Raw genomic sequence first — 23,010 nt, forward strand, 5'->3', positions numbered from 1 at the left:
GTGAGCCATTCCGGCCCCGCTAACTCTCGCCTGGCAGGGGAGTTTTAAATGCTCTTTCCGGTGGGGGGTTAGGGGCGTGCCTGGCTGCGGCCGGTTCGATATTAAAATATCAAATGGCCTAACAAACTAATTAAAACAACAGCTTTTGCAAGCAGGGCAACTATTGCCGTAAGTACAGGTAGTGTTAATAAAGTTGTCATGATGTTTAGTGTTTTTACACTACAAATGTGTATCAAAACCAAACTTTTTGACAGGGTTTTTAGGTGAACATATCCAAATTGTCGGTAAACGTATTCTTATAAAGAATAAGCGCAGGTATTTTAAAGGTTGACCTTTAAAAACTATTCTCCAACCACATCAATACCTATCTGTTTTAGCAGCAGCGATGCATTAAACGTTTTGCACTCGCCATGCTTTAGCTTATAGTCAAACAGCATTTCGCCGTTTTGCACCTTTATATCAAAGTAATAATTACGTACGTAATTGGGGTACTTATCTTCAAGCCGGGCTATCTGCAAATCGTGCGTAGCAACCATACCCACCCCTTTTTTTCTAATCAACTGCTCGATGACCGCCTTGCTGCCCAGGTATTTATCCATAGAGTTGGTGCCGCGCAGCATCTCGTCAATCAAAAAGAAAACGCGGTGCTCATGCTCAACAGCACCCATCAGCATCTGCAGGCGGTCCAGTTCGGCTTTAAAGGTTGATGTACTTTCATTGAGCGAATCCTTTATGCGCATATAGCTTACTATCGTGATAACCGAAACTTCCATTGCCCTGGCACATACGTTTGCCCCTGCCAGGGCCATTACCGTATTGATGCCTACCGTTCGCAAAAAAGTACTCTTGCCGGCCATATTACTGCCGGTGATAATATCGATGCTATAAGCATCGCTCAATTCATAATCGTTATCAACCCTGTTTTCGCGGATAAGCGGATGGGCAATATTTTTAGCTGTAAGGGTGTAACCTTCAGTATCTGCAATTGCCGGGCAAACCCAATCCGGGTAATTAATGGCAGTTACAGCTATACTTATAAGCGCCTCAAACTCGGCTATTACATCAAAGGCAGTCTCCAGATTTTCGTGGTTATTGCGTTTCCAGTTTTCAATGGCTATGATCTGCCTGATATCCCACAGGAAAAATAAATTAAGGATAACCCCTACAATAATATTCAGGTGATAATTGAGCTTGTTGATAAGTTCGGATAGCTCCTGTATCTTTTGGGATGTTTTATCGTTCTTTAGCTTCTGAACGAGATTATTGGAATAAGCAGCGGTCCACTCCTCACTCTGTATCTTACTGAACACGCCGGCGTATTTACCCAGCATGGTGCCAATTTTATCGGCTATCATGTCGGCCTTTTTAATATACGACGCTTTTGACGCTACAATGCCCAAATTGGCAAGCCCTATTGCAATGGCAAGTATTTTCGCCGGTGCGTAAAAGTATGCTGCAACAATAGCTGCGACTAATATATACGGCGCGAGCAACGCATATTTTCCAAGTCCCTTTTCGCCCGGCAGGTTCAATGGCAGCCGTAAATAACTGAATAATTTATTCAAGCGGCTTATGTCGCCATCATTACTGAACAGCAGCAGCGCTTGCAACTCTTTTTTCCAATTGTGTTTGGCGGCTATTTCTTTCACTGCTTGCTGCCTGGCTAGTATGGTTGGTTTATCGGCGGGGGCATTTAACCACGAAGCTAATTTGTCGTTACCGGTAGCAGTAGACGAACGGTTGATCAGGTTATACAACGATGCATCACCAAAAATATCCAGATCAGAACTGTAGAAGTGTTTTTCGTTATAGTACCGCTGGCCATTATTATAAAGGTTAATGTTGCCTTGCAAACTGTTTATCTCGTTCAGGTTTATGCTTTCCAGATCGAGGTAGTAATCGCGCCGGCGCTCGTATTCGCTTTGGCGGGCAACCAGCCAGGCAAAAGCAGCGAGCAATATCACAATTGCGACGGCCATAATGGTAAAATCGTCGTTGGCGATCGTTAAGTACACCGAAAATATCATCAGCCCGAAAATGGCCAGCCTTAACAGCGAATAGGTGTTGGCTTGCGTTTTATATTTATCGGCTTGCTGCTTTGCCAGCGCGGCCGCTTGCGTATAGTTGTTTATAATATCCTGTTCCATGTAGCTTTGCAGCTTATAATAGGTAATTTTGCCTTCAATGTTACAACAATAAGAGCACATTTATACTTTATAAGTTACAACTCTGTTAATGAAAATTACTTTTATAACCGTTGGCAAAACCGAAGACGCCTATTTAAAAGATGGTATTGAAAAGTATGTAAAGCGCCTTAAGCATTACACGCGCCTGGAGATGGCGGAGATACCCGAGCTTAAAAACACCAAAGCTCTTACCGAAGATCAGCAAAAGACCAAAGAGGCGGAACTTATCCTCAAAAAGATTAATCCGCAGGACCATGTGATCCTGCTCGACGAGAACGGCATGGAATTTACTTCGGTACAGTTTGCCAACTATATCAGCAAGCGCTCGGTATCGTCATCAGCAAACCTGGTTTTTATTGTAGGCGGCCCCTATGGCTTCGATCAATCTGTTTACCAGCGCGCCAACGATAAGCTGTCCCTAAGCCGCATGACCTTTTCGCACCAAATGGTACGCCTGTTTTTTGTAGAGCAGCTATACCGTGCGTACAGCATCATCAAAGGCGAACCATATCATCATCAGTAAATGGATATGCAGATGTGCAGATTACAGATGTGCAGATGTAAGTATCTGTAAATTCTTAAATTCTGTAAATTCATCTACAGACATTTATTTGCACATTTGCATATCTGCATATTTGCACATTTATTATCCTCATGCACGACCACTCCCACCACCATCACCACGACCACGCACCGAAGATCGATCACCTGAACAGTGCTTTTATCTGGGGCATTGCGCTTAATTCGGCTTTTGTTGTTGTCGAGGTGATCTATGGCTTTATCAGCGGTTCATTATCGCTGCTCACCGATGCGGGTCATAACCTCAGCGATGTGGCATCGCTGGCGCTGGCCTTACTGGCCTTTAAACTGGCAAAAGCAAAATCAAATAAGGTTTATACCTACGGATATAAGCGGTCGACCATCATCGTGTCGTTTTTTAACGCGGTGATACTTTTGGTAGCCGTTGGCTTTATAGTTTACGAGGCTGTGATGCGCTTTATACATCCCGAGCCCATAGCCGGCGGTACCGTTGCCTGGGTGGCTTTTGTGGGGATAGCCATTAATGGTTTTACTGCCTGGCTGTTTGTAAAAGATAAGGATGCCGACCTGAACATTAAAGGTGCTTATATGCACATGGCGGTAGATGCTATAGTATCATTGGGGGTAGTGATATCGGGCATCGTCATTTATTTTACAAAACTGGAATGGATTGATAGCGCGGTGAGCATCGTTATCGGCATTGTGATATTAACCGGCACCTGGAACCTGCTAAAAGACAGCCTGCGCCTGGAGATGGACGGCGTACCAAAAGAGATGGACCTAAAAAAAATAAAGGCCGAGCTGATGAAAACTAAAGGGGTGGTAGACATTCACCACATGCATGTTTGGGCGCTAAGCACTACCGAAAATGCGCTTACCGCTCACCTGGTGGTAAGCCCCGAGGATATGGGTATCTTCGACGAAATTAAACACGACCTGCGTCACCGGCTGGAGCACCTGTCAATAAGTCACAGTACTTTTGAACCGGAGTTTAGCAACGAAAAATGCGGGCAGCCGGATTGTTAAGTATTTCTTAATTTGAGCCTCAAATTACTACCAATGAACACTACCAACCGACGTAAATTTATAGCAACTGCAGCTACTATTACCGCAAGCACCGTGGCAGCATCGGCTATGCCCTCAATAATAAAATCCACTATCATGACAAACAAATACCCAATTGTACATCACGCGCTTTTCTGGTTAAAAAACCCAAATTCTAAAGAAGACCGCGATAAACTGGTTGCCGGTGTAAAGTCTCTTGGTAAGATAAACCTGATAAAAGAACTGCACGTAGGCGTAGTGGCCAGCACCGAGAAACGCGACGTGGTTGATAACAGCTGGGGCGTATCCGAAGTGATGTTCTTCGCCAGTCTTGAGGACCAGGCCGCCTACCAAAGTCACCCTATCCATCAGCAGTTTATTAAAGACCACAGCTACCTTTGGGAAAAGGTGATTGTATATGATGCGGTAGACGCGTAGCCAGAACTAAACCCCATGTCATTGCGAGCGATAGCGTGGCAATCTCTTTAAGCCACTCCTCCATGCAAGGCGTATAATTGTCCTAAAGAGGTTGCTTCGTACCTCGCAATGGTATAGTTTTATAGTAATATTAAAGCCCCGACAGTTACCTGACGGGGCTTTTAATATTATCAGCAATAACTGCTTATGCTTTTTTTGCAGGCGCCTTTTTAGCCTTAGCTTTTGGGGCTTCGGCGGCCGGTGCTTCTTCTGTTACAGGTTCGGCGGCAGGCGCTGCTTCTTCGGCAACCGGCGCAGTGGCAGGCTCCTCGTTAAACAGCGGGAATTCTTTTAATATCAAAAACCAGCTGATGATCTTTTTAATATCTGATGAGTAAACTTTTTCCTCGTCATGGTCGGCCGCCACTTCGTAAAAAAAACCGCGAAGTTTTTTGCCGTCGTCCTTAACAGACGGCACGCTTGCTGCCGTTTTCATGCGTTCAAAAATGTCGGTCAGCTTTATATCATCCTCTAAACCAAAAACGGTTATCTCGTTCAATGCAGCCAGTTTCGCGGTAGAAATATTAGCCACCAGCTTTGTTTTTTTGTCGTCAAGGCTTTCTAAAACGTAACCCGTTTTGTTTTGGGCCAGCGCCCTCCATAAACCCGGTTTACCCGATACCGCAACAATTCCCTGTAAATTCATGTGTTAGCTTATTGGTTGATTAAGTTGATCGGTGAGTAGTTTTACTAATCACTACTCACCAATCAACCATTCACTATTATCTATTCTTCAATTACTTCTATTCCTAAAATTTTATCGCCCTGGCGTATGTCGTCAACCACGTCAACATTTTCAATAACTTTACCAAATACGGTATGGTTGCGGTCTAAATGCGCGGTGTTATCGCGGCTGTGGCATATAAAAAACTGCGAGCTGCCGGTGTTACGGCCTGCATGCGCCATTGATAGCACGCCGCGGTCGTGGTATTGGTTATCGCCTGTAAGTTCGCAGTCAATACGTTTGCCGCTGCCACCTGCACCTGTGCCGGTTGGGTCGCCGCCCTGTACCACAAAATTGGGGATAACACGGTGAAAAGTTACGTTATCATAAAAACCTGATTTAGCCAGCCCTAAAAAGTTAGCTACGGTGTTTGGCGCATCCTTGTCAAAAAATTGAACGGTCATGTCGCCTTTTTCGGTTTTAATTATTGCTTTGCTCATCGTTTTAAATTTTAAACAGGTGGCAAAGGTAGGGAATTAAGGGGAAAGGTAAAAGGCGAAAGGATTAAAGGTTTACGATCACCTGTTACTTCATTAACCGAAATTCACCATTCGATGTTCGATATTATCTTTCAACAATACCATTTCCAATTAATCGTTACATTTGGTAACGGCCATGAAAATTTTAAAAAAGCTCCTTTTGCCTTTTTCCTTTCGCCTTTTACCTAAAAGAAAAATCTTTCTGCTTTTAGCCTTTCTGCTTTTAACTCAATTGACAAGGGCTGCCTCCATCCTTATCCCGATGGATGATGAGCAAAAGGACCACCTGAAAAGTTACGGCATCGCTTTTTGGACCTTGAAGAACGGCGAAACGGTTGACTGGCTGCTTAACTACCGCGGCGGCAGCTTTATGATGAAGTACGACCAGAAGCTGGAACAAGAATGCAAGATACGCGGGGTAAGTTACGAAGTGCTCCCCGATGCAAAGGCTAACGAAATACTGACCGAAGTGAGCGACCCATCTGTAAATATGGATATGGTAAAGCTGGAAAAAGCGCCCAAAATGGCTGTCTACTCGCCTAAAAACAAGCTGCCATGGGATGATGCCGTTACCCTGGTGTTAAAATATGCTGAGATACCTTATGATGTGATCTACGATGAGGAAGTGATACGCGGCGACCTGCCAAAGTACGACTGGCTGCACATGCACCACGAAGATTTTACGGGCCAGTTCAGCAAGTTTTATGGCGTGTACCGTTACGCGCAGTGGTATAACGATGATGTAAAAAGCCAGCAGGCTATGGCCACAAAACTGGGTTTTAAAAAGGTTTCGCAAATGAAGCTTGCCGTGGTGCAGCACATACGTGATTTTTGCGCCGGCGGGGGCTTCCTGTTTGCCATGTGCAGCGGTACCGATACGTTTGATATTGCCCTGGCCGCTTCGAACACGGATATTGTTGAAAGCATGTTTGACGGCGACCCCGCCGACCCCGATGCACAGGCTAAGCTCGATTTTACGCAAACCTTCGCCTTTCAGAATTTCACACTCGATCAAAACCCGCTATCCCATCAGTTCAGCAATATCGATGTTACCCCGGTTAGGCAGGTTGACCGTACCCGCGATTTTTTTACGCTGTTTGATTTTTCGGCCAAGTGGGATGTGGTACCCAGCATGCTAACGCAGGACCATGATAAAGTGATAAAGGGCTTTATGGGCCTAACCACCGCATACAATAAAAATAAGCTAAAGCCCGGGGTTACCATTATGGGCGAAATGAAAACAGCTAACGAAGCCCGCTACATACACGGCGAATTTGGCAGAGGCCAGTGGACCTTTTACGGCGGCCACGACCCGGAAGATTACCAGCACGCCGTAGGCGACCCGCCAACTGACCTGAAACTGCACCCCAACTCGCCCGGTTACCGGCTGATATTGAATAACGTATTGTTCCCCGCGGCAAAGAAAAAGAAACAGAAAACGTGATTTCAGTTAGCAGTTTTTAGTTGGCAGTTTGCTGTCTACCGGTAGCTGCATACTGGCAACTGCACACAGTTTTACTGCCAACGGCGTACTAATTATAGAACGTCCACGCTACGCCGAATTTCAGCATCTTATCCATTTGGGGGTAACGGTTCACGGTGTAAAAACCGTTGCTGAAAAGGCCCTGGTTTACGTAGTCGTATTGTATAAAAAGATTGGTACGATCGAGCGTAGCCTTAAAGAATACAGTTGCTATGGGGTACGAAGTAAAGGTAATATCGGGCCCGTTATAAAACTGCCCCAACCCTACCGCATATGAAGGCGCGAGGTAAGGGGTGTTATACCTTACACTTACGCCAAACTGCGAGTTTAACACATTAAACAGCGTAGCGCCATAATACAAGCTGCTGAAAGTGTAAACCTCGGGCGTGCGCAAAATATTGGCGTTATCGGTTTTCTGATAAACCACATAATTATCAAAATGGAACCTGCGCCACTCCAGGTTTTTACCCACGCTTAATTTGAGCATATTTATAGCTGAACCATATTGCTTAGGTGTGGCATCGATACCGCCGGGCTGCGCGGCAAAGTACAGGTAATCGTTTATCAGGAAGTATTCTGCCTTCAGGTCAACCTGTAGCATATCGTTTAAATAGTTAAAAGACAGGTTGGTGGTTTTCTGATTGCTGAAATTATTGTTAAAAATATAATGGTTAGATATCCAGTTGGTATAAACCATGCCCGGCGAACTGCTTTGTAAATAAGCGCCCAAAACAATGCGCCCGGCTTTAGGCCCGCCCGAAAGCGTAAGTTTGGCGTCGTAGAGCAGATCGCCAAAGTTGCGGCCCTGAACGATCTGGTTTATATTGCCATCAAGATTTATCCTGTCGCTAAATTTATAGCCCAGCCTTGCCTTTAAGGTAATATTCTGAAAAGTCTCGTTTTGTACCCTTGATGGCTTTATTTCTTTGCGCCCAAATTCATTAATCAGGGTATCGGCAACAAACTGGCTCACTTTATAAAAGTCCTGGGTTAGCCCTACATCCAGTTTCAATTCATTCTTAACCATTTTCAGCGACTTTCCCCTTAAATAAAAACTGTACGAAAAATCGTTTTGCAGGTGCATAACATTCAACGAATCGCGCGAGCGGCCTGCGCTGAAGTAATAATCGGGGAATACGCCGTACCGGTCCAGGTCGTTTTGCAGATAGTTGTATTTACGCTGATTGAAATATAAGGTGTAAGCCACCCGCTGGGTAGGCAGCACATTTTTGTTGCCCGCTTTACCCTGGTTAAGGCTATCAATATGGCCTATGTAATAGAACTGCTTAATATATATGCCGGTGCTTTTCCAGTTGGTGAAGCTGCTTGGCAGGCGTACGGGTTCGCCGGTTTTATTAAACGACGATTGACGGCTGTTAAATATAGTATCCTTTAATATCGATCCCGTTTCGGGCGCTTTAAGGTTATTAAATAAAACATTTGCCAACAGATTATACCGCTTATTAACGCTGTGGTACCACGTAAAAATCCCCGCAGTAAAATCGCTTACGTTTTGTGCCAGTATGCCATTGGTACTGTAATATCCCCTTGAACCGTTAAAGTTAAGCAGGAAGCCCACATTCCAGTTGGGTTTTACGTTTTGCGTATGCAGGGTCTTAAAAAGCTGCTCTTTAGAGCCACCAAGCGAACTGTATAAAGAAAGCAGTGTGTAAGGCGCGCGCGCATTAAAATAATTTATATCCTGCGGGTTTACCATGTAGGCATCCAGCGCGTGCATGCCTTCGTCAAACCCAATGGTTTTGCGCGGGTTAAACAGCAGGTCGCGCTGCGATACGCCGGGGTATCCCAGGCTTATTTTAGGGTTACGCGGCTGGTTAAGCGGGCTGTAATTTTCAAAGTTCACCAAACCGGTATCCAACGGAAATAGCTGGATGCTATCCATCAGCAGGCGTTCGCTGGTAACCTTTATAAATTTAGAAGTAAATACAATGGAATCCTTCCTGTTCTCCTCGCGCATACGCACCGAGTCGAGGTTTTGTGATTCTCCCCTTCTTAACGCATTGCGCGATGTGTCGCGCGAGTAAACCGGGTCGTTGCGGTTTTGACCGGGGAAACGGTTGGAACCACCCACCTGTGCAAAAACATCGTGCGCCGCGGCGCAGATCAATAAAATAAGTAAATATTTAAGCCTGTTCGCCATTAAAGCCCTGCTATTAATTCTTTTAGTATCACGGTCAGTTTCGGTTCGGCTTCGCGGGCCACGGTCAATATTTCTTCGAGCGATACCGGTGTAAGTACCTCGGTGAAACCCTCGTCGGTAATTACCGATATGGCAAATACCGGCAGGCCCATGTGGTTGGCAACAATAACCTCGGGCACGGTGCTCATACCTACAATATCGCCGCCTATTATACGCAGGTATTTATACTCGGCGCGTGTTTCTAAATTGGGGCCTGTAACCGCAACATAAACTCCTTTATGGCAGGTAATATTGTTTGCTTTTGCAATGGCGAGGCCTTTATCTACCAGATCGTGGCGATAAGGTTGACTCATATCCGGGAAACGCGGCCCAAGCCCTTCGTTATTACGGCCGGTAAGCGGGTTAAAAGGCTGCAGGTTTATATGATCTTCAATGATCATCAGATCGCCTTTTTTGATCACCGGGTTTAGCGAACCGCTGGCGTTTGATACGAAAAGCGTTTTTATGCCCAGCATTTTCATCACCCTTACCGGAAAGGTGATCTGCTGCATGGTGTAGCCCTCGTAATAATGCAAACGGCCCTGCATGGCCACAACCTTTTTACCCCCAAGCACCCCAAATATCAGTTTACCTGAATGGAACTCAAGCGTTGATATCGGGAAATCGGGAATATTCGAATACATCAGTTGTTTTTCGACCGTTATCTCGTTCACCAGGGCGCCAAGGCCGGTACCCAAAATAATACCTGCTTCGGGTTCAAAATCGCCAATGCGATTTTTTATATATTCAGTGGTGTGTAATATGCTCTCTAACATAATCCTTTATTAATTTATCAAAGTGCTGCTGCCCGTTATTTAAAAAGTGAACCCCTATAGGCAGTACTAAAATTGGCAATTGTTTAACGGCCGGCAACATCTCGTGTATCCCTAAACGCTGAGCATCCTTTTCTGTTGTGATAATAACTTTTTTTCGCACCCTGCAGGCAGAGAATTCGCCGGCAAGTTTAGCGATATTTTTTAAGCTAAACCGGTGATGATCGTGATAATTGTGGTGAATGATATTTGCGCCGGATTGCCTGATGTGCTGTACCAACGGTTTTGGATTGGCAATACCGGTAATTAAAAACACTGTTGTATCGGCATCAATAACAGTATCTACCGGCTTACCCTGCATATCCTGCAACGGCTGGTAGGCAATCGATGTAAAAAACAGGGGCTGCCAGTTCAAAGGTGCGATACTTTCATAGCAGCGGGTCATTTCCGCTTCGGTCAACCCCTCCGGGCATTTAGTTACCACCATCACATCGGCGCGCCACCTGCCGCTAAAAGGTTCGCGCAGGTTACCGGCGGGCAGCAATATTTTTGGCCCCTGCAAATGTTTATAATCAAAAAGTAAAATGCTTAAGCCCGGCTTAACCCGCCGGTGCTGAAAGGCATCATCCAATACAATAATATCGCGGCTGTTTTGAAGCTTAACTATCCCTGCGGCCCTGTCTTCGCATACGGCAACGGTAATATCCGGAAACTTTTGTTTGAATTGCGCGGGCTCGTCCCCTATTTGCGTGGCCGTGGCGGCATCATCGGCGGTTATAAAACCTTTGGTATTGCGTCCGTACCCTCTGCTTAGCGTAGCCAATTTGTAATCGTCTTTTAACAGGCGGATAAGGTACTCCGTCATGGGGCTTTTGCCTGCACCACCCACCTCCAGGTTCCCTACGCCTATTACCGGCAGTTTAAACTCCCGTGATTTAAACAACCCCGCATCGTAACACCAGTTACGGATAATAACCGCCAGGCCATAAAGCAACGAAAAAGGGAATAAAAGCCAGCGCAGGTATTGCATAGATGATGTAAAGATAGGAAAACAGGATGTTTAAATTTAATAAAGCTGCGCTGCATAGGTTACAGAAAAGTTCATAACTTTATTTATCAATTCCTCCTATGAAGTACCTTGCATTTATCTTCCTGATTTTTTGTACCCTAACTGCCTTCGCTCAAACCGACAAAAAATTAACCGCTCAATTACAAACCGCTGTTAAAGGTTTTAACGGGCAGGTAGGCATATACGTGCAAAATTTAAAAACAGGCAAGTCGGCTGCTATAAATGCCGATACGTTGTTCCCTACTGCCAGCATGATCAAAGTAAGCATTTTAAGCGGCCTGATGGACAAGATAGAAAAAGGCGAAATGCAGTACAACCAAAAACTTGTGTATCGCGATTCGCTGTTGTACCCGGGCGAAGATATCCTCGGTTCGTTTAAGGATAAGGATACCATACAGCTTAGCAAGGTTGCCCTGCTGATGATAACCATGAGTGATAATACCGCCAGCACATGGCTGCAAAAACTGGTGGGCGGCGATTACATCAACACCTGGCTGGAACAGAACGGCTTTAAAGTAATGCGGGTAAATTCGCGCATACCGGCGCGCAGGGCAATTTGGGAAATATACGGCTGGGGCGTAACCACCCCGCTCGAAATGTGCCGGTTATTTACCATGATAAGAACGGGCAAGGTTGTAAGCCCGGCAGCAAGCGAGCGCATGTACCGCATGCTGAACAGGATCTACTGGGACGATAAGGCCCTGTCGCAGGTACCGCCTTATGTGCAAACCATATCCAAACAGGGTGCGGTTGATGCATCAAAATCTGAGACGGTACTGGTGAACGCCCCGCACGGCGACTACGTATTCTCTGTTATCACCAAAAACAATAAGGACCAGCGATGGGTGCCCGATAACGAGGCAGATCTGCTCATTAAAAAAGTATCGGCACTGTTATGGCATTATTTTGAACCCCATAGCAAGTGGCAGCCCGCGGCTGGTGTGGATAAATACATGTTTAACGAATAACTTATTTAAGCAAGGCAAGCAAACCGGGGATATCCAGCTGGCGGGTGTACATGGTGATATTGCCCTGCTCATCCAGTGGCCACTTATCGCGGGGCCTGTCCCAGTATAACTCAACACCGTTCTGGTCAGGATCATTGAGGTATATGGCCTCAGATACGCCATGGTCGGCAGCGCCGGTGATGCTGTATTTAGCATCGATCAATCGTTGCAGTATTTCAGCAAGGTCCTTCCGTTCGGGATATAGTATAGCCGTATGATATAAACCGGGTGCATATTCGGGTGCCGGTGAAGCGCCCTTGCTGTGCCAGGTATTTAACCCGATATGATGGTGGTAACCGCCGGCGGATATAAAGGCTGCCTGGTCGCCGTACATGGTTATCAATTCGAAGCCCAGCAGGTCGCAATAAAAAGCCATCGACCTTTTCAGGTCGCTCACCTTTAAGTGCACATGGCCAATACGGGTTTGGGCTGGTATTTTATAATCGTTCATGGCGTTTGTTTTAATGCTGTAAAGTTACAACGTTGTGAGGTTTTATATATCAACAGTAAGTAAAATAAATGTTTAAACATGTATTTATCGCGCATTCCAACTTTACAACATTCTAACGTTTCAACAATATACCCTACCTTTGCAGCATGATCATTAAATCAGCCGATTTTATTTGCAGCAATACCCAGATATCAAAATTGCCGCCTCCCTTAAAGCCGGAGTATGCTTTCATTGGCCGCAGTAACGTGGGTAAATCGTCCCTGATAAATATGCTCACCCAAAAAAAGGGACTGGCAAAAACCTCGCAAACGCCGGGTAAAACACAGCTTATCAATCATTTTTTAGTTAACGACACCTGGTATATCGTGGATCTGCCGGGTTATGGCTACGCAAAAGTATCAAAAAGCAAAAAGGCGGATTGGAACAAATTTATCCAAACCTACCTTGATAAGCGCGAGAGCCTGCAATGCGTAATGGTTTTGATAGACAGCCGATTAGAGCCGCAGAAAATAGACCTTGAATTTTGCAGCTGGCTCGGCGAAAAAGGCCTGCCGTTTGTTACCGTGTTTACCAAGGCCGATAAACAAAGCAGCATAAAAACCGACCAGAACATAGCCAAATTTCGCAAAGCTCTATTAGGTTTTTTTGAAGAGGTGCCGCAGCATTTCGTCACCTCGGCCGAAAGCATGCAGGGCCGCGATGAAGTACTGGGCTTTATAAGCAGCATAAACCAGGGCTTTGAAGTGCCGGAGTTTGACGAGGAAAGATATAGTTGATAATATAATATCGAACAATGAATTTTGAACACTAAATGATGAAGGTCAAAACCTTCGGTATTTTTGATTCAAAATTCGATATTCGTTATTCAATCATAAAATGAAAAAGTATTTATCATTAGTAACTTTTACGCATACCATTTTTGCCATGCCATTTGCCTTTATCGGCTTCTTTTTGGCGGTAACCACAACTGACCATAGGTTTGAATGGCAAAAGCTGGCCATGATGCTGCTTTGTATGGTGTTTGCCCGCAACTCGGCTATGGCCTTTAACCGCTACCTGGACAGAAATATAGATGCCAAAAACCCACGCACCAAACAGCGCGATATCCCGTCAGGCAGGATCAGTCCGGCGGCGGCATTAACGTTTACCCTGGTAAACTGCGGCCTGTTTATATTAACAACATGGTTTATTAACCCGCTGTGTTTTTACCTGTCGCCAGTAGCATTGCTGGTGGTGTTAGGTTACAGCGCTACCAAACGCTTTACGGCGCTTTGCCATATGGTTTTAGGTTTGGGTTTATCCCTCGCCCCTATCGGCGCGTACCTGGTGGTTACCGGTGCATTTGCTTTAACACCCGTATTCTTCTCGCTTTCGGTTTTATGCTGGGTAAGCGGCTTTGATATTATCTACGCCCTGCAGGACGAAGATTTCGACCGCGAACAACAACTGCATTCCATACCGGCCTGGCTGGGTAAGGTAAATGCGCTAAGGCTTTCCACTTTTCTTCATGTTCTTTCTTCAATATTTATCATCATGCCGGTATTCTATACCACCGTGGGGTTATTATATTACATTGGTATCGGTTTCTTTTGTGCTATGCTCATCTATCAGCACCTGCTGGTAAAACCAAATGATCTGAGCCGTGTAAATCTAGCCTTTATGACCACCAACGGTATCGCCAGCGTGGTGTTCGCTGCCTTTTTCTTGTTAGATAGGGTGTGGATGCGGTAACGTTTTAGTCCGAAAGTCCGCAGAAGTCGGAAAGTCCGAAAGATGAGCTCCTGTTGGGCTTCGTATTTTGACAATACCCTTGTTTCTCTGCGGACTTTCCGTCTTTCCGGACTTTCTGACTCATCCTCACCGTCTTTTCTGCGTTTCCATTCTTTTCCAAATCCCAAATAATCTGCACATTTGCATATCTGCATATTTGCACATCTATAAACCCATGATCCATAAAAAAACAAGAACATATATCCCGGCTAACCTAGAAATTAAGTGGGAAACGCTGGAACCTATTTACAAGGAACTACTGGCCCGCCCCATCAATTCGGTTGAAGAACTGGAGCAATGGCTAAAGGACTGCAGCGAACTACAGGCTGCCCTTGAAGAAGATTTTGCCTGGCGCTACATCCGCATGACCTGCGATACCATGAGTGAAGAATTGCTGCAAAGCTTTCAGTATTTTGCTACCGAAATAGAGCCAAAAACCGCGCCTTATAATAACGAGCTGAATAAAAAGCTGGTTAGTAACAAATACGTTGGCCAACTGAACGAAGAGAAATTCTACATTATGCTGCGTGCGGTACGTAAGCAATTAGAGCTTTTCCGCGAAGAGAACATTCCGCTGCAAACCGAGATACAGGTAGAGCAGCAAAAGTACCAGTCGATAACCGGCGCTATGTCGGTTCATATTGGCGAGAAAGAATATACGCTTGAACAGGCTTCCGTTTTTCTGAAAGATACCGACCGCAGCAAAAGGCAGGAAGTTTGGGAAAAGATTACCGCCCGCCGCCTGCAGGAAAAAACGGTACTTGATACCTTGTTTGACCACCTGCGTGCCCTGCGCCATAAAGTAGCGCTAAACGCCGGGTTCGAGAACTTCCGCGATTATATGTTCCAGGCGCTGGGTCGTTTTGATTATACCCCCCAGGACTGTTACGCTTTCCACGCGGCTATAGAAACTGAGGTAGTGCCCATCCTGCGGGAGCAGGCCGAAAAACGTAAACAGGCTTTAGGCGTTGATACGCTTAAGCCCTGGGATATGGAAGTGGACCCATTAGGCCGACCCGCGCTTAAGCCTTTCAACAGCGGTGCCGAGTTGGTAGAAAAATCTATCCAGTGCTTCAGCAATATCAACCGCTATCTGGGCGAGCGTTTAGAGATCATGAAAGATAATAACCTGTTTGATGTGGAAAGCCGTAAAGGCAAAGCGCCGGGTGGTTATAATTATCCCTTATCAGAAACTGGTGCGCCATTCATCTTCATGAACTCGGCCAACACCTTTCGCGATCTTACGACCATGGTGCACGAGGGCGGCCACGCTGTACATACTTTCCTAACAGCCGATCTGGAGTTGAACGATTTTAAACATTGCCCAAGCGAAGTGGCCGAACTGGCATCCATGTCGATGGAATTGATATCGATGGATAACTGGGACGTATATTTTGATAACGAGGAAGACCTGAAACGCGCCAAACGCGACCAGCTTGTTGATGTACTGAAAACCCTGCCCTGGGTGGCGGTGGTAGATCAGTTTCAGCACTGGATATATACCAACCCCGATCATACCGATGCCGAGCGCACCGAAGCCTGGCTAAAAATTTACGAACCATTTGGCGCCGGATTTGCCGATTGGAGCGGGCACGCCGAGGCCGAGCAAAACCTATGGCAAAAACAGCTGCACATTTTTGAAGTACCATTTTACTACATCGAATATGGGATGGCCCAACTTGGCGCCATAGCAGTTTGGAAAAACTACAAGGAAAACCCCGAAAAAGGCCTGCAGCAATACTTGGATGCCCTGAAACTGGGTTACACCAAAACCATTACGGAAATCTATGAAACCGCCGGCATCAAATTTGATTTCAGCGCGGGCTACGTAAAAGAACTTGCCGAATTTGTAAAGGCCGAGATGGATAAGATATAAATGATAGGCCCTCTCCGTTGGAGGGGGCTTTTTTAAATATGAACCAAGCCATCAACTTCTTCTGGACCATCATCTGTTTCGCCCCTGTTATTAGTTTTTGGGCTGGTGCCGCGGCCATGCAATTGCTTTATGTGCTTATTTTCATCAGTTTTTTGAGCCTGGCTATCCCTGCCAAAGTTTTACAATTAAGCTATAAGCCTAAATTTTACGAGGGGCTGGGCATAAAATTCATCCGTAAGCTGGTGCAAAACGGCGAATATGCCAACAGGCTTATCCGCAGAAAAAACCCGCAGTATAAATTAATAAAAAGCAAGGCGCACGCTTTGCGGTATATTCATACCATAAAAATGTACGAACGATTCCATTTTTTTTGCTTTGTTTTCTTTATGCTTACCTCGGTATTTTGCCTGATTACGCGGCAATACAGCTACTTTGCGGGTATAACCCTGGCTAACATGGTTTATAATGCATCACCAATATTGTTACAGCAATACAACCGCGCAAGGGTGCTAAACCTCAACAGATAAGCCACTTACCGTCATCATCTGCATATTATTTTTGGCATCTATCAAAACTTATAGGGGTTTTATAGGTTTAACCATCTATGAAAAAGATATTTGTAATATTTAGCCTTATGTTGTTAGCAGCAGGTGGCTTTGCGCAAACACCCCTAAAACCGGTTAAGATAGATAGCCTGGTTACGGTGTCGCTACCAGAAAAATACACAAAAAAAGATACGCTCGGTCAATCCATATATTCAGGCAATGGCCAATATGGTTATATGGTGGTTATTCGCGCGCCTAATGCCTCCAATAATGAGCCGTTAAAAAAAGAACGTGACCTGAACAAGGTATTAAAAGATTATATAAAGGGCATTAAAGGGCAGTCGGAAGGCAGCACGCTGAATGTGCGCGATACCCTTATCGGACATCTTAAGGCCAAAACCTTTGAGCTACAGGTTGATGAAGGCGCGGGTGTACAAACGCGCAACTTTATTGTGATATACACCCAGGATGTAACTTACACCTTCGAATATTATTACGAGGAAATGCGTAAGGATGTAATGAAAGATGAGTATAAGGCATACGCCAGTTCAATAAAGCTTTCGCCCGAAATGAAACGTACTGACCAATACCTGACGAACGCCAAAGGTTTGTCGCCTACGGCTAAAATAGGGATATATGGTGGCGGTGCATTGCTACTTATCCTGATAATTGTGCTGGTTGTTCGTAAGAAAAAGAAAAAATAAGGATCGCTCAAACACCTTTGTTTAACAGTCCCCGGCTCCACCGGGGGCTGTTTATAAAAACCTTACGGTCTATATAGCTAAGCCACAAAACGGTTACCAAAACCCCCACTACCGAACCAACCGTAACATCTTCAAAAAAATGCTGGCTTAAATACATGCGCGAGTAGCCCACCATTACGGCCACAAAAAGTAATACAGCGCCCCATGCTTTGTTTTTAGCCAAATAGGTAATTACCACCCCTGCCGAAAATGCCGTTACCGTATGCCCCGAGGGGAAACTGTGGTAAGTTAAAATATAAAGCCCCTTTACAAAATGTATCTTATTTAACTGGTCGCCAAAGTATAATTTGGGGCGCGGCATATCAAAACTATATTTCAAGATCTGGGCGGAAACCGCAGTTAAGGCATAGCTGGTTATTACTAAAAATGAAGCGCGGTAATTAAACAGCACCAGTATAATGGCAAGCGCTACAACTGTCAGGCCATCGCCGATATGGGTAATATAGGGCTCTATGCTATCGGCAAAGTTGCTATGGATACCGTTAACGGCAAAATATATCTCTGTATGGGTAAAAAGGAGTTTGATAACCAGGCAAATGCACAAAATACATACATAAGGGATAAAAAGGTATCGTATTTTAAACAAAACATCTTTTGCACCTGCATTCATCGGCACAAAGTAAGCATATAGTTTTTCAATGCAAAAAAATGGTTATGTTTGGTTTGAAAAAGACCAAACTGATCAAATTACATGTCGAGAAGTATATTTCGAAGAAAGTCAGTCTCTAAAATATTAGCTGATGTAGCCAGCGGTTTTAGCGACAGTGAACACTCCGGTGGCCCGTCCGGGCTTGAAAAAGCATTAAACGTAAAAGACCTAACCCTGATGGGTATTGCAGCCGTTGTAGGCGCGGGTATATTCTCAACCATTGGCGAGGCTTCCTTTCAGGGAGGGCCGGGAGTAAGTATACTGTTTGTTATTACCGCCATTACCTGCGGGTTTTCGGCTTTATGTTATGCCGAGTTCGCATCGCGCATCCCGGTTGCAGGCAGTGCATACACGTATGCCTATGCATCATTCGGCGAGCTTATTGCCTGGATCATAGGCTGGGATCTGCTGATGGAATACGCCATAGGCAATATAGCGGTAGCCATATCATGGAGCGAGTATTTTGTAAACCTGCTTGAAGGGTTTAATATACACATGCCCGCGTACCTTACTTTAGATTACTTCTCGGCCTTTACCGCTCACGAAAAAATACAGGAGCTTACCGCCGGCGGACACCTTGCCGAAATTACCGACCGGATGCGCATCGCAGCTTCGGCCTGGGCAACCGCGCCTGGAACGGGCAACTTTAAACTGATAGCCAATATACCGGCTTTAGCTATAGTTTTTGTGATAACTTACCTGGTATACATTGGCATACGCGAAACCAAAAAGGCCACTAACGCCATGGTGTACCTAAAAATTGCCATTGTAATTATAGTTATCGTGATAGGCTTTTTTTACGTTACGCCGGCCAACTGGCACCCGTTTTTACCAAACGGTTTTAGCGGGGTAATGAAGGGTGTATCGGGCGTATTTTTTGCCTATATTGGGTTTGATGCCATATCAACTACCGCCGAAGAATGTAAAAACCCGCAAAAGGACCTGCCCCGGGGGATGATCTATTCGTTGGTTATCTGTACCGTTTTATATATACTGATAGCCCTTGTTTTAACAGGTATGGTTAGCTATAAAGACCTTAGGGTTGGCGACCCGCTTGCCTATGTATTTGCCAAGGTTGGATTAAAGAATATAAGCTATGTAATATCCATCAGCGCGGTTGTTGCTACCGCCAGCGTACTGCTCATATTCCAGTTGGGCCAGCCGCGTATCTGGATGAGCATGAGCCGCGACGGGTTATTGCCAAAGGCTTTTTCGCGTATCCATCCCAGGTTTCACACGCCATCGTTTGCTACGGTAGTTACCGGCTTCGTGGTGGCTGTACCGGCCTTATTCTTAAACCTTACCGAGGTTACCAATTTAACCAGTATAGGTACACTGTTTGCCTTTGTGCTGGTGTGCGGTGGGGTATTGTTGCTGCCGCGCGAAAATGCCGTAAAAGGGAAGTTCCATTTGCCGTATATCAATTCGCAGTGGATAGCGCCGGCGCTTTTTGTTGTCGGGGTGTTCTTTTTCAGGCATAACCTGATGAACCTCATTAGCGGTACCGATCTGCACCAAAAGTTCCCTTACTTTTTATTTATCCTATTATCGGCAACGCTTGCTGTGCTGGCGTTTATCAAAAAATTGTCGCTGATACCCGTATTAGGGCTTGTAAGCTGTTTTTACCTGATGGCCGAGTTAGAATATGAAAGCTGGATACGTTTCCTGGCATGGCTTATTATAGGCCTTGTTATTTACTTTAGCTACGGCTATAAACACAGTAAGCTGGGCAAACCTGAAAACGCGCACTTGGAGCGATAGCCTTTAAGGATATTATTAAATAGTGATAAAAATGCCGGCAAAATGCCGGCATTTTTATTTGAAAACACTTAAAAATCTTCGAGAAAATTGGGGATAATTAGACGAATTAGCCACTACTTTTGTAACCGCCAAACCTGCTCGACGACGGGAGCCCCGGCCAATTCCTTTTTAAAGTGATCGCAGCTTTCAAACTTCAGCGTGCCGAGCAGCCGGCTTTCTAAACTCAAAGTAAAACTTGTTGTTTCAAATGGCCACGGCGCTATGGTAAAGGTGCCGTTGCTGTTACGCGATAGCTTGTATTGTTTATTGTCCGGCCCCCGGCTCACTTCAACCACACGGTTTTCGGGTGGCACATGGTGCTGGGCAAGCAGCAACGACAAAGCATCGCACCACTCCAACAAACCATATGCCTCGCCGGCTTCCTTTTGAGTAATGCCTAGCTCCTTCATCCATTGCTTTTGTAACTGCTTCTGCCCCGCCAGGAAACGCCTTACCTGCGGGTTTGAGAGGGCTTCGCTTTTGTGCAGAAAAACCATGTGCATAGAAGTGAGCAAGGCGATATACCTGCTTTTTGATATCGAAAAGTCATGCAATCGCATGCAATGTTCCTGCTTAAACTTTTTCATGCTAAAATCTACCGGGCCGCCTTGAGGGGTCAGCAGGTCATCGGCCTCCAGTTCGGTTTGCGCGTCATCATGATCGGCAATAGCTATAAGCGTTTCCGTCCAGCGGTTGGGGCGGTCGTTTTTTCGCCATTGCATAGCAATTTGCGCCGCAAGCACCCCATGCGCCCGCTGCGTTATAATCTCCCAGCCCTGTTCTGTATAATTGGCGATCATAAAGGGATAATGATCTGGAAAGGAAATTGTTTACATCAGCCGGTTTCTGTAGAGACGCAATACTTGCCTCTCCCCCATGCTATACCAGCCTAAATGAGACACGAAGTATCGCGTCTCTACATAAAATTTAATCTGCCAGCAGCACCATCCATGCCTCATTCACCCTGCCTTCATCCAACAGGTGTTTGGCTTTTAAATGCAGTTGTAATTCGCGGGTTTGGCTGTCGCCAATGGTGGCATCGAACAGGTCCTTCAGTTCATCGCTTTGCGTGTACGCCTCTATTTCTTTATCTGTGGGCAATACCTCTACATTACCCAATTGCCCCAGGTTGTTACCGGTTAGCACTTTTGAGTTGCGGATAGCCCGCGGTATGGCATCAACCCCTATACCAATAGTGGTTACGGGCTTGGCCACCTTAAACAGGTTATCGGCAGTAACGCGGCAGTACCAGTCGGCGCCAAGGCGGGCTACCAAGTCAATCTTTTCCTGGTCTATAATGCCATTTTCGTTTAAGATACCCTCGCTAATGTGGATGAATTTTATCTCGGCTATTACCAGGTTGCCCGCGCCGGGGGTATCGGCAAGCCTGATAATATCCCTTATTACACACTCCAATTGTACCGGCGATTCGGCCACGCGGGGCGGCTTAACCATCACCGATGGCAGCTCGGTTAAGCCCGATTTAACAAACTCGTTTACTCCTGCCGGATATTCTACACTGGCGAGCGATACCTGCTGCACCATATCATAGTTAACAATATTGATCACACACTCGGGCACCTGCATTAAGTTTTCGAGGGTGTGCTTGGTAGTATTATCCCTCACCCTGCGCGATGGCGAGAATACACAAACGGGCGGGTTAACACTAAACACGTTAAAAAAACTAAACGGACTAAGGTTTACATTACCTTCCGCATCAACGGTTGAGGCGAGGCAGATAGGCCTGGGTGCTACCGCGTGGTTAAGGTAAGCCTGGATCTGTAATGGCGAAAGATTTTTTATATCGAGTGTTAGCATGGTGTTCTCAACGCGTCATTGCGAGGTACGAAGCAATCTCCATTGAGGTATATCGGCTATGCATAGCCTTGAGATTGCTTCGTACCTCGCAATGACGGCTTTATTATTATTTAATATTGTTTATTTCTTTAACGCCAGCAGCGAAAAATCGTCCTTACTTTTTTTAATAATATTACCCAACATACCCAATCCGGTTATTTCCATTTCTACCAGATCGTTTGGCTGCAGCCACTGGGGCTGATAGTTGGGGTCGTTTAGCAGGCCTGTACCATTCAGTTCCAGGAAACAGCCTGTGCCTACCGTACCTGAGCCAATCACGTCGCCCGGAAGCACGTCGCAGCCATAAGCGCAGCGCTCAATAATTTCTGCGAAGGTCCAGTCCATATCGGCCATATTGCCGGCGCTTACCTGCTTACCGTTCACTACGCATTTCATCTCCAGATTGTAGGTAACCCCGGTATGGCCTTCTTTTGGCGAGGTTTTATATTGCTCCAACTCATCGGGTGTAACCAGCCAGGGGCCTATCACGGTCGAAAAATCCTTGCCTTTGGCCGGGCCAAGGTTCAGCAGCATTTCTTCCATTTGCAGTGTGCGCGCGCTCATATCGTTCATGATCATGTACCCTGCAATAAAGCTGTCGGCATCGGCAGCCCTTATATTACGCCCTTTTTTATTGAGCACAACGGCCACTTCCAGTTCAAAATCAAGCTTCTGGAAATGATCAGGCATGCACTCGATCTCGCCGGGTCCTTGTATGGCGTTATGGTTGGTAAAGTAAAATATCGGGTACTGGTCAAACTCGGCTATCATATCTACCTTACGATTTCGGCGCGCGGCGGCCACATGCTGGCGGAAGGCGTACCCATCACGGCACGAGGTAGGGTGCGGCACGGGGGCCATCAATTCATAAAACAACTCCTCTTTCGCCTGTATTTTAGCAGTTTTAATGGCCTCGTTAACTTTTTTAGCACGGTCCATTAATTCATCGCCGCCCCATAAAAATTCGTTCATATTATCGGGGATCAGCTTATCGCACGAGTTTAGGTTGTAGATATGGCCGTTTATGTAGATGCCTAAATGCTCCCGGTCTTCGGTTTTGTAGGATACTAATTTCATACGTTAGGAATTGGTTTATCGGAAATCAAAAGTAGTTATTTTGGTTGATTGTAGAGACGCGATACCGGGTGAAAAACTATGCTTGCATATTAATTGCATATGTTGTAATTTTGATTGTAATGATGAGCATTAAAAAACAGTTTTACTTTTCCCTCGGGCTTACTTCTATGAGTAATTCCTCCTCTTTCAGGGATGCTGTGCTCTCTAAGATAGCCCTGGCGCAATTTTAAGTTTGTTGT

The 23,010-nt window shown here is 45.6% G+C and carries 22 protein-coding genes; 11 read left to right on the forward strand and 11 right to left on the reverse strand.

Features of this window, described 5'->3' with window-relative positions; genetic code table 11:
- Nucleotides 1–341: 341 nt before the first annotated feature.
- The gene (locus tag GWR56_RS00270; RefSeq protein WP_162429201.1) at nucleotides 342–2,147 is read right to left on the reverse strand and encodes a DNA mismatch repair protein MutS; all 1,806 of its coding nucleotides are present in this window, start codon (nucleotides 2,145–2,147) and stop codon (nucleotides 342–344) included.
- Nucleotides 2,148–2,235: 88 nt separating this feature from the next.
- Here GWR56_RS00270 and rlmH point away from each other — a divergent pair, with 88 nt between their 5' ends.
- The 3 genes from rlmH to GWR56_RS00285 all read left to right on the forward strand — a co-directional run bounded on the left by rlmH (nucleotide 2,236) and on the right by GWR56_RS00285 (nucleotide 4,208).
- Nucleotides 2,236–2,709, forward strand: a complete 474-nt coding sequence (gene rlmH / locus GWR56_RS00275; RefSeq protein ID WP_162429202.1) for a 23S rRNA (pseudouridine(1915)-N(3))-methyltransferase RlmH — start codon at nucleotides 2,236–2,238, stop codon at nucleotides 2,707–2,709.
- A 131-nt stretch (nucleotides 2,710–2,840) separates the two neighbouring features.
- Entirely contained in the window at nucleotides 2,841–3,752 is a 912-nt protein-coding gene (locus GWR56_RS00280) for a cation diffusion facilitator family transporter (RefSeq protein WP_162429204.1), read from the forward strand.
- A gap of 33 nt (nucleotides 3,753–3,785) precedes the next feature.
- Complete coding sequence (locus tag GWR56_RS00285; protein WP_162429205.1) at nucleotides 3,786–4,208, forward strand: Dabb family protein; 423 nt, start codon at nucleotides 3,786–3,788, stop codon at nucleotides 4,206–4,208.
- Between the two features lie 184 nt (nucleotides 4,209–4,392).
- Here GWR56_RS00285 and GWR56_RS00290 read toward each other — a convergent pair whose 3' ends face one another.
- Together GWR56_RS00290 and GWR56_RS00295 are read right to left on the reverse strand one after the other, a co-directional pair.
- Entirely contained in the window at nucleotides 4,393–4,893 is a 501-nt protein-coding gene (locus tag GWR56_RS00290) for a DUF5606 domain-containing protein (RefSeq protein ID WP_162429206.1), read from the reverse strand.
- An 80-nt stretch (nucleotides 4,894–4,973) separates the two neighbouring features.
- The gene (locus GWR56_RS00295) at nucleotides 4,974–5,411 is read right to left on the reverse strand and encodes a peptidylprolyl isomerase (RefSeq protein WP_162429207.1); all 438 of its coding nucleotides are present in this window, start codon (nucleotides 5,409–5,411) and stop codon (nucleotides 4,974–4,976) included.
- Between the two features lie 301 nt (nucleotides 5,412–5,712).
- Between GWR56_RS00295 and GWR56_RS00300 the strand changes: the two genes are divergently transcribed.
- Nucleotides 5,713–6,894: an asparagine synthetase B gene (locus GWR56_RS00300; RefSeq protein ID WP_162433059.1), complete on the forward strand. Its 1,182-nt coding sequence runs from the start codon at nucleotides 5,713–5,715 to the stop codon at nucleotides 6,892–6,894.
- 88 nt (nucleotides 6,895–6,982) lie between these two features.
- Here GWR56_RS00300 and GWR56_RS00305 read toward each other — a convergent pair whose 3' ends face one another.
- The 3 genes from GWR56_RS00305 to lpxK are packed head-to-tail and all read right to left on the reverse strand — an operon-like array spanning nucleotide 6,983 to nucleotide 10,936.
- Entirely contained in the window at nucleotides 6,983–9,094 is a 2,112-nt protein-coding gene (locus GWR56_RS00305; RefSeq protein ID WP_162429208.1) for a putative porin, read from the reverse strand.
- Entirely contained in the window at nucleotides 9,094–9,909 is an 816-nt protein-coding gene (locus GWR56_RS00310; RefSeq protein ID WP_162429209.1) for a purine-nucleoside phosphorylase, read from the reverse strand. The genes GWR56_RS00305 and GWR56_RS00310 overlap by 1 nt, the downstream gene beginning before the upstream one ends.
- The gene (gene lpxK, locus GWR56_RS00315) at nucleotides 9,881–10,936 is read right to left on the reverse strand and encodes a tetraacyldisaccharide 4'-kinase (protein ID WP_162429210.1); all 1,056 of its coding nucleotides are present in this window, start codon (nucleotides 10,934–10,936) and stop codon (nucleotides 9,881–9,883) included. The genes GWR56_RS00310 and lpxK overlap by 29 nt, the downstream gene beginning before the upstream one ends.
- A 98-nt stretch (nucleotides 10,937–11,034) precedes the next feature.
- On the opposite strand from lpxK, the gene GWR56_RS00320 reads away from it, so the two are divergent.
- Nucleotides 11,035–11,943: a serine hydrolase gene (locus GWR56_RS00320; protein ID WP_162429211.1), complete on the forward strand. Its 909-nt coding sequence runs from the start codon at nucleotides 11,035–11,037 to the stop codon at nucleotides 11,941–11,943.
- Between the two features lies 1 nt (nucleotide 11,944).
- On the opposite strand, the gene GWR56_RS00325 is transcribed toward GWR56_RS00320, so the two are convergent.
- On the reverse strand, nucleotides 11,945–12,433 hold the full coding sequence (locus GWR56_RS00325; protein ID WP_162429212.1) for a VOC family protein: 489 nt from the start codon (nucleotides 12,431–12,433) through the stop codon (nucleotides 11,945–11,947).
- Between the two features lie 146 nt (nucleotides 12,434–12,579).
- On the opposite strand from GWR56_RS00325, the gene yihA reads away from it, so the two are divergent.
- The 5 genes from yihA to GWR56_RS00350 all read left to right on the forward strand — a co-directional run bounded on the left by yihA (nucleotide 12,580) and on the right by GWR56_RS00350 (nucleotide 17,328).
- Nucleotides 12,580–13,209, forward strand: a complete 630-nt coding sequence (gene yihA / locus GWR56_RS00330) for a ribosome biogenesis GTP-binding protein YihA/YsxC (RefSeq protein ID WP_162429213.1) — start codon at nucleotides 12,580–12,582, stop codon at nucleotides 13,207–13,209.
- 100 nt (nucleotides 13,210–13,309) lie between these two features.
- On the forward strand, nucleotides 13,310–14,164 hold the full coding sequence (locus GWR56_RS00335; protein ID WP_162429214.1) for a UbiA-like polyprenyltransferase: 855 nt from the start codon (nucleotides 13,310–13,312) through the stop codon (nucleotides 14,162–14,164).
- A 214-nt stretch (nucleotides 14,165–14,378) separates the two neighbouring features.
- Nucleotides 14,379–16,079 carry a M3 family oligoendopeptidase gene (locus tag GWR56_RS00340; protein WP_162429215.1) on the forward strand — a complete coding sequence of 567 codons (1,701 nt, stop codon included), beginning with the start codon at nucleotides 14,379–14,381 and terminating at the stop codon, nucleotides 16,077–16,079.
- A gap of 38 nt (nucleotides 16,080–16,117) precedes the next feature.
- Nucleotides 16,118–16,606: a hypothetical protein gene (locus tag GWR56_RS00345; protein ID WP_162429216.1), complete on the forward strand. Its 489-nt coding sequence runs from the start codon at nucleotides 16,118–16,120 to the stop codon at nucleotides 16,604–16,606.
- Nucleotides 16,607–16,683: 77 nt separating this feature from the next.
- Nucleotides 16,684–17,328: a hypothetical protein gene (locus tag GWR56_RS00350; RefSeq protein WP_162429217.1), complete on the forward strand. Its 645-nt coding sequence runs from the start codon at nucleotides 16,684–16,686 to the stop codon at nucleotides 17,326–17,328.
- Between the two features lie 7 nt (nucleotides 17,329–17,335).
- Here the strand turns inward: GWR56_RS00350 and GWR56_RS00355 are convergent, their stop codons facing one another.
- Nucleotides 17,336–17,998 (reverse strand): phosphatase PAP2 family protein, encoded by a 663-nt coding sequence (locus GWR56_RS00355; RefSeq protein ID WP_162429218.1) that lies wholly within the window; start codon nucleotides 17,996–17,998, stop codon nucleotides 17,336–17,338.
- Between the two features lie 81 nt (nucleotides 17,999–18,079).
- Between GWR56_RS00355 and GWR56_RS00360 the strand changes: the two genes are divergently transcribed.
- Nucleotides 18,080–19,798 (forward strand): amino acid permease, encoded by a 1,719-nt coding sequence (locus tag GWR56_RS00360; RefSeq protein ID WP_162429219.1) that lies wholly within the window; start codon nucleotides 18,080–18,082, stop codon nucleotides 19,796–19,798.
- Nucleotides 19,799–19,911: 113 nt separating this feature from the next.
- Here the strand turns inward: GWR56_RS00360 and GWR56_RS00365 are convergent, their stop codons facing one another.
- The 3 genes from GWR56_RS00365 to GWR56_RS00375 all read right to left on the reverse strand — a co-directional run bounded on the left by GWR56_RS00365 (nucleotide 19,912) and on the right by GWR56_RS00375 (nucleotide 22,771).
- Nucleotides 19,912–20,637, reverse strand: a complete 726-nt coding sequence (locus GWR56_RS00365) for a DUF3891 family protein (protein ID WP_162429220.1) — start codon at nucleotides 20,635–20,637, stop codon at nucleotides 19,912–19,914.
- Nucleotides 20,638–20,764: 127 nt separating this feature from the next.
- On the reverse strand, nucleotides 20,765–21,655 hold the full coding sequence (locus GWR56_RS00370) for a flavin reductase family protein (protein ID WP_162429221.1): 891 nt from the start codon (nucleotides 21,653–21,655) through the stop codon (nucleotides 20,765–20,767).
- A gap of 120 nt (nucleotides 21,656–21,775) precedes the next feature.
- Nucleotides 21,776–22,771 (reverse strand): fumarylacetoacetate hydrolase family protein, encoded by a 996-nt coding sequence (locus GWR56_RS00375; RefSeq protein ID WP_162429222.1) that lies wholly within the window; start codon nucleotides 22,769–22,771, stop codon nucleotides 21,776–21,778.
- Nucleotides 22,772–23,010: the final 239 nt, after the last annotated feature.

This window comes from Mucilaginibacter sp. 14171R-50, assembly GCF_010093045.1.
Classification (GTDB): Bacteria; Bacteroidota; Bacteroidia; order Sphingobacteriales; family Sphingobacteriaceae; genus Mucilaginibacter.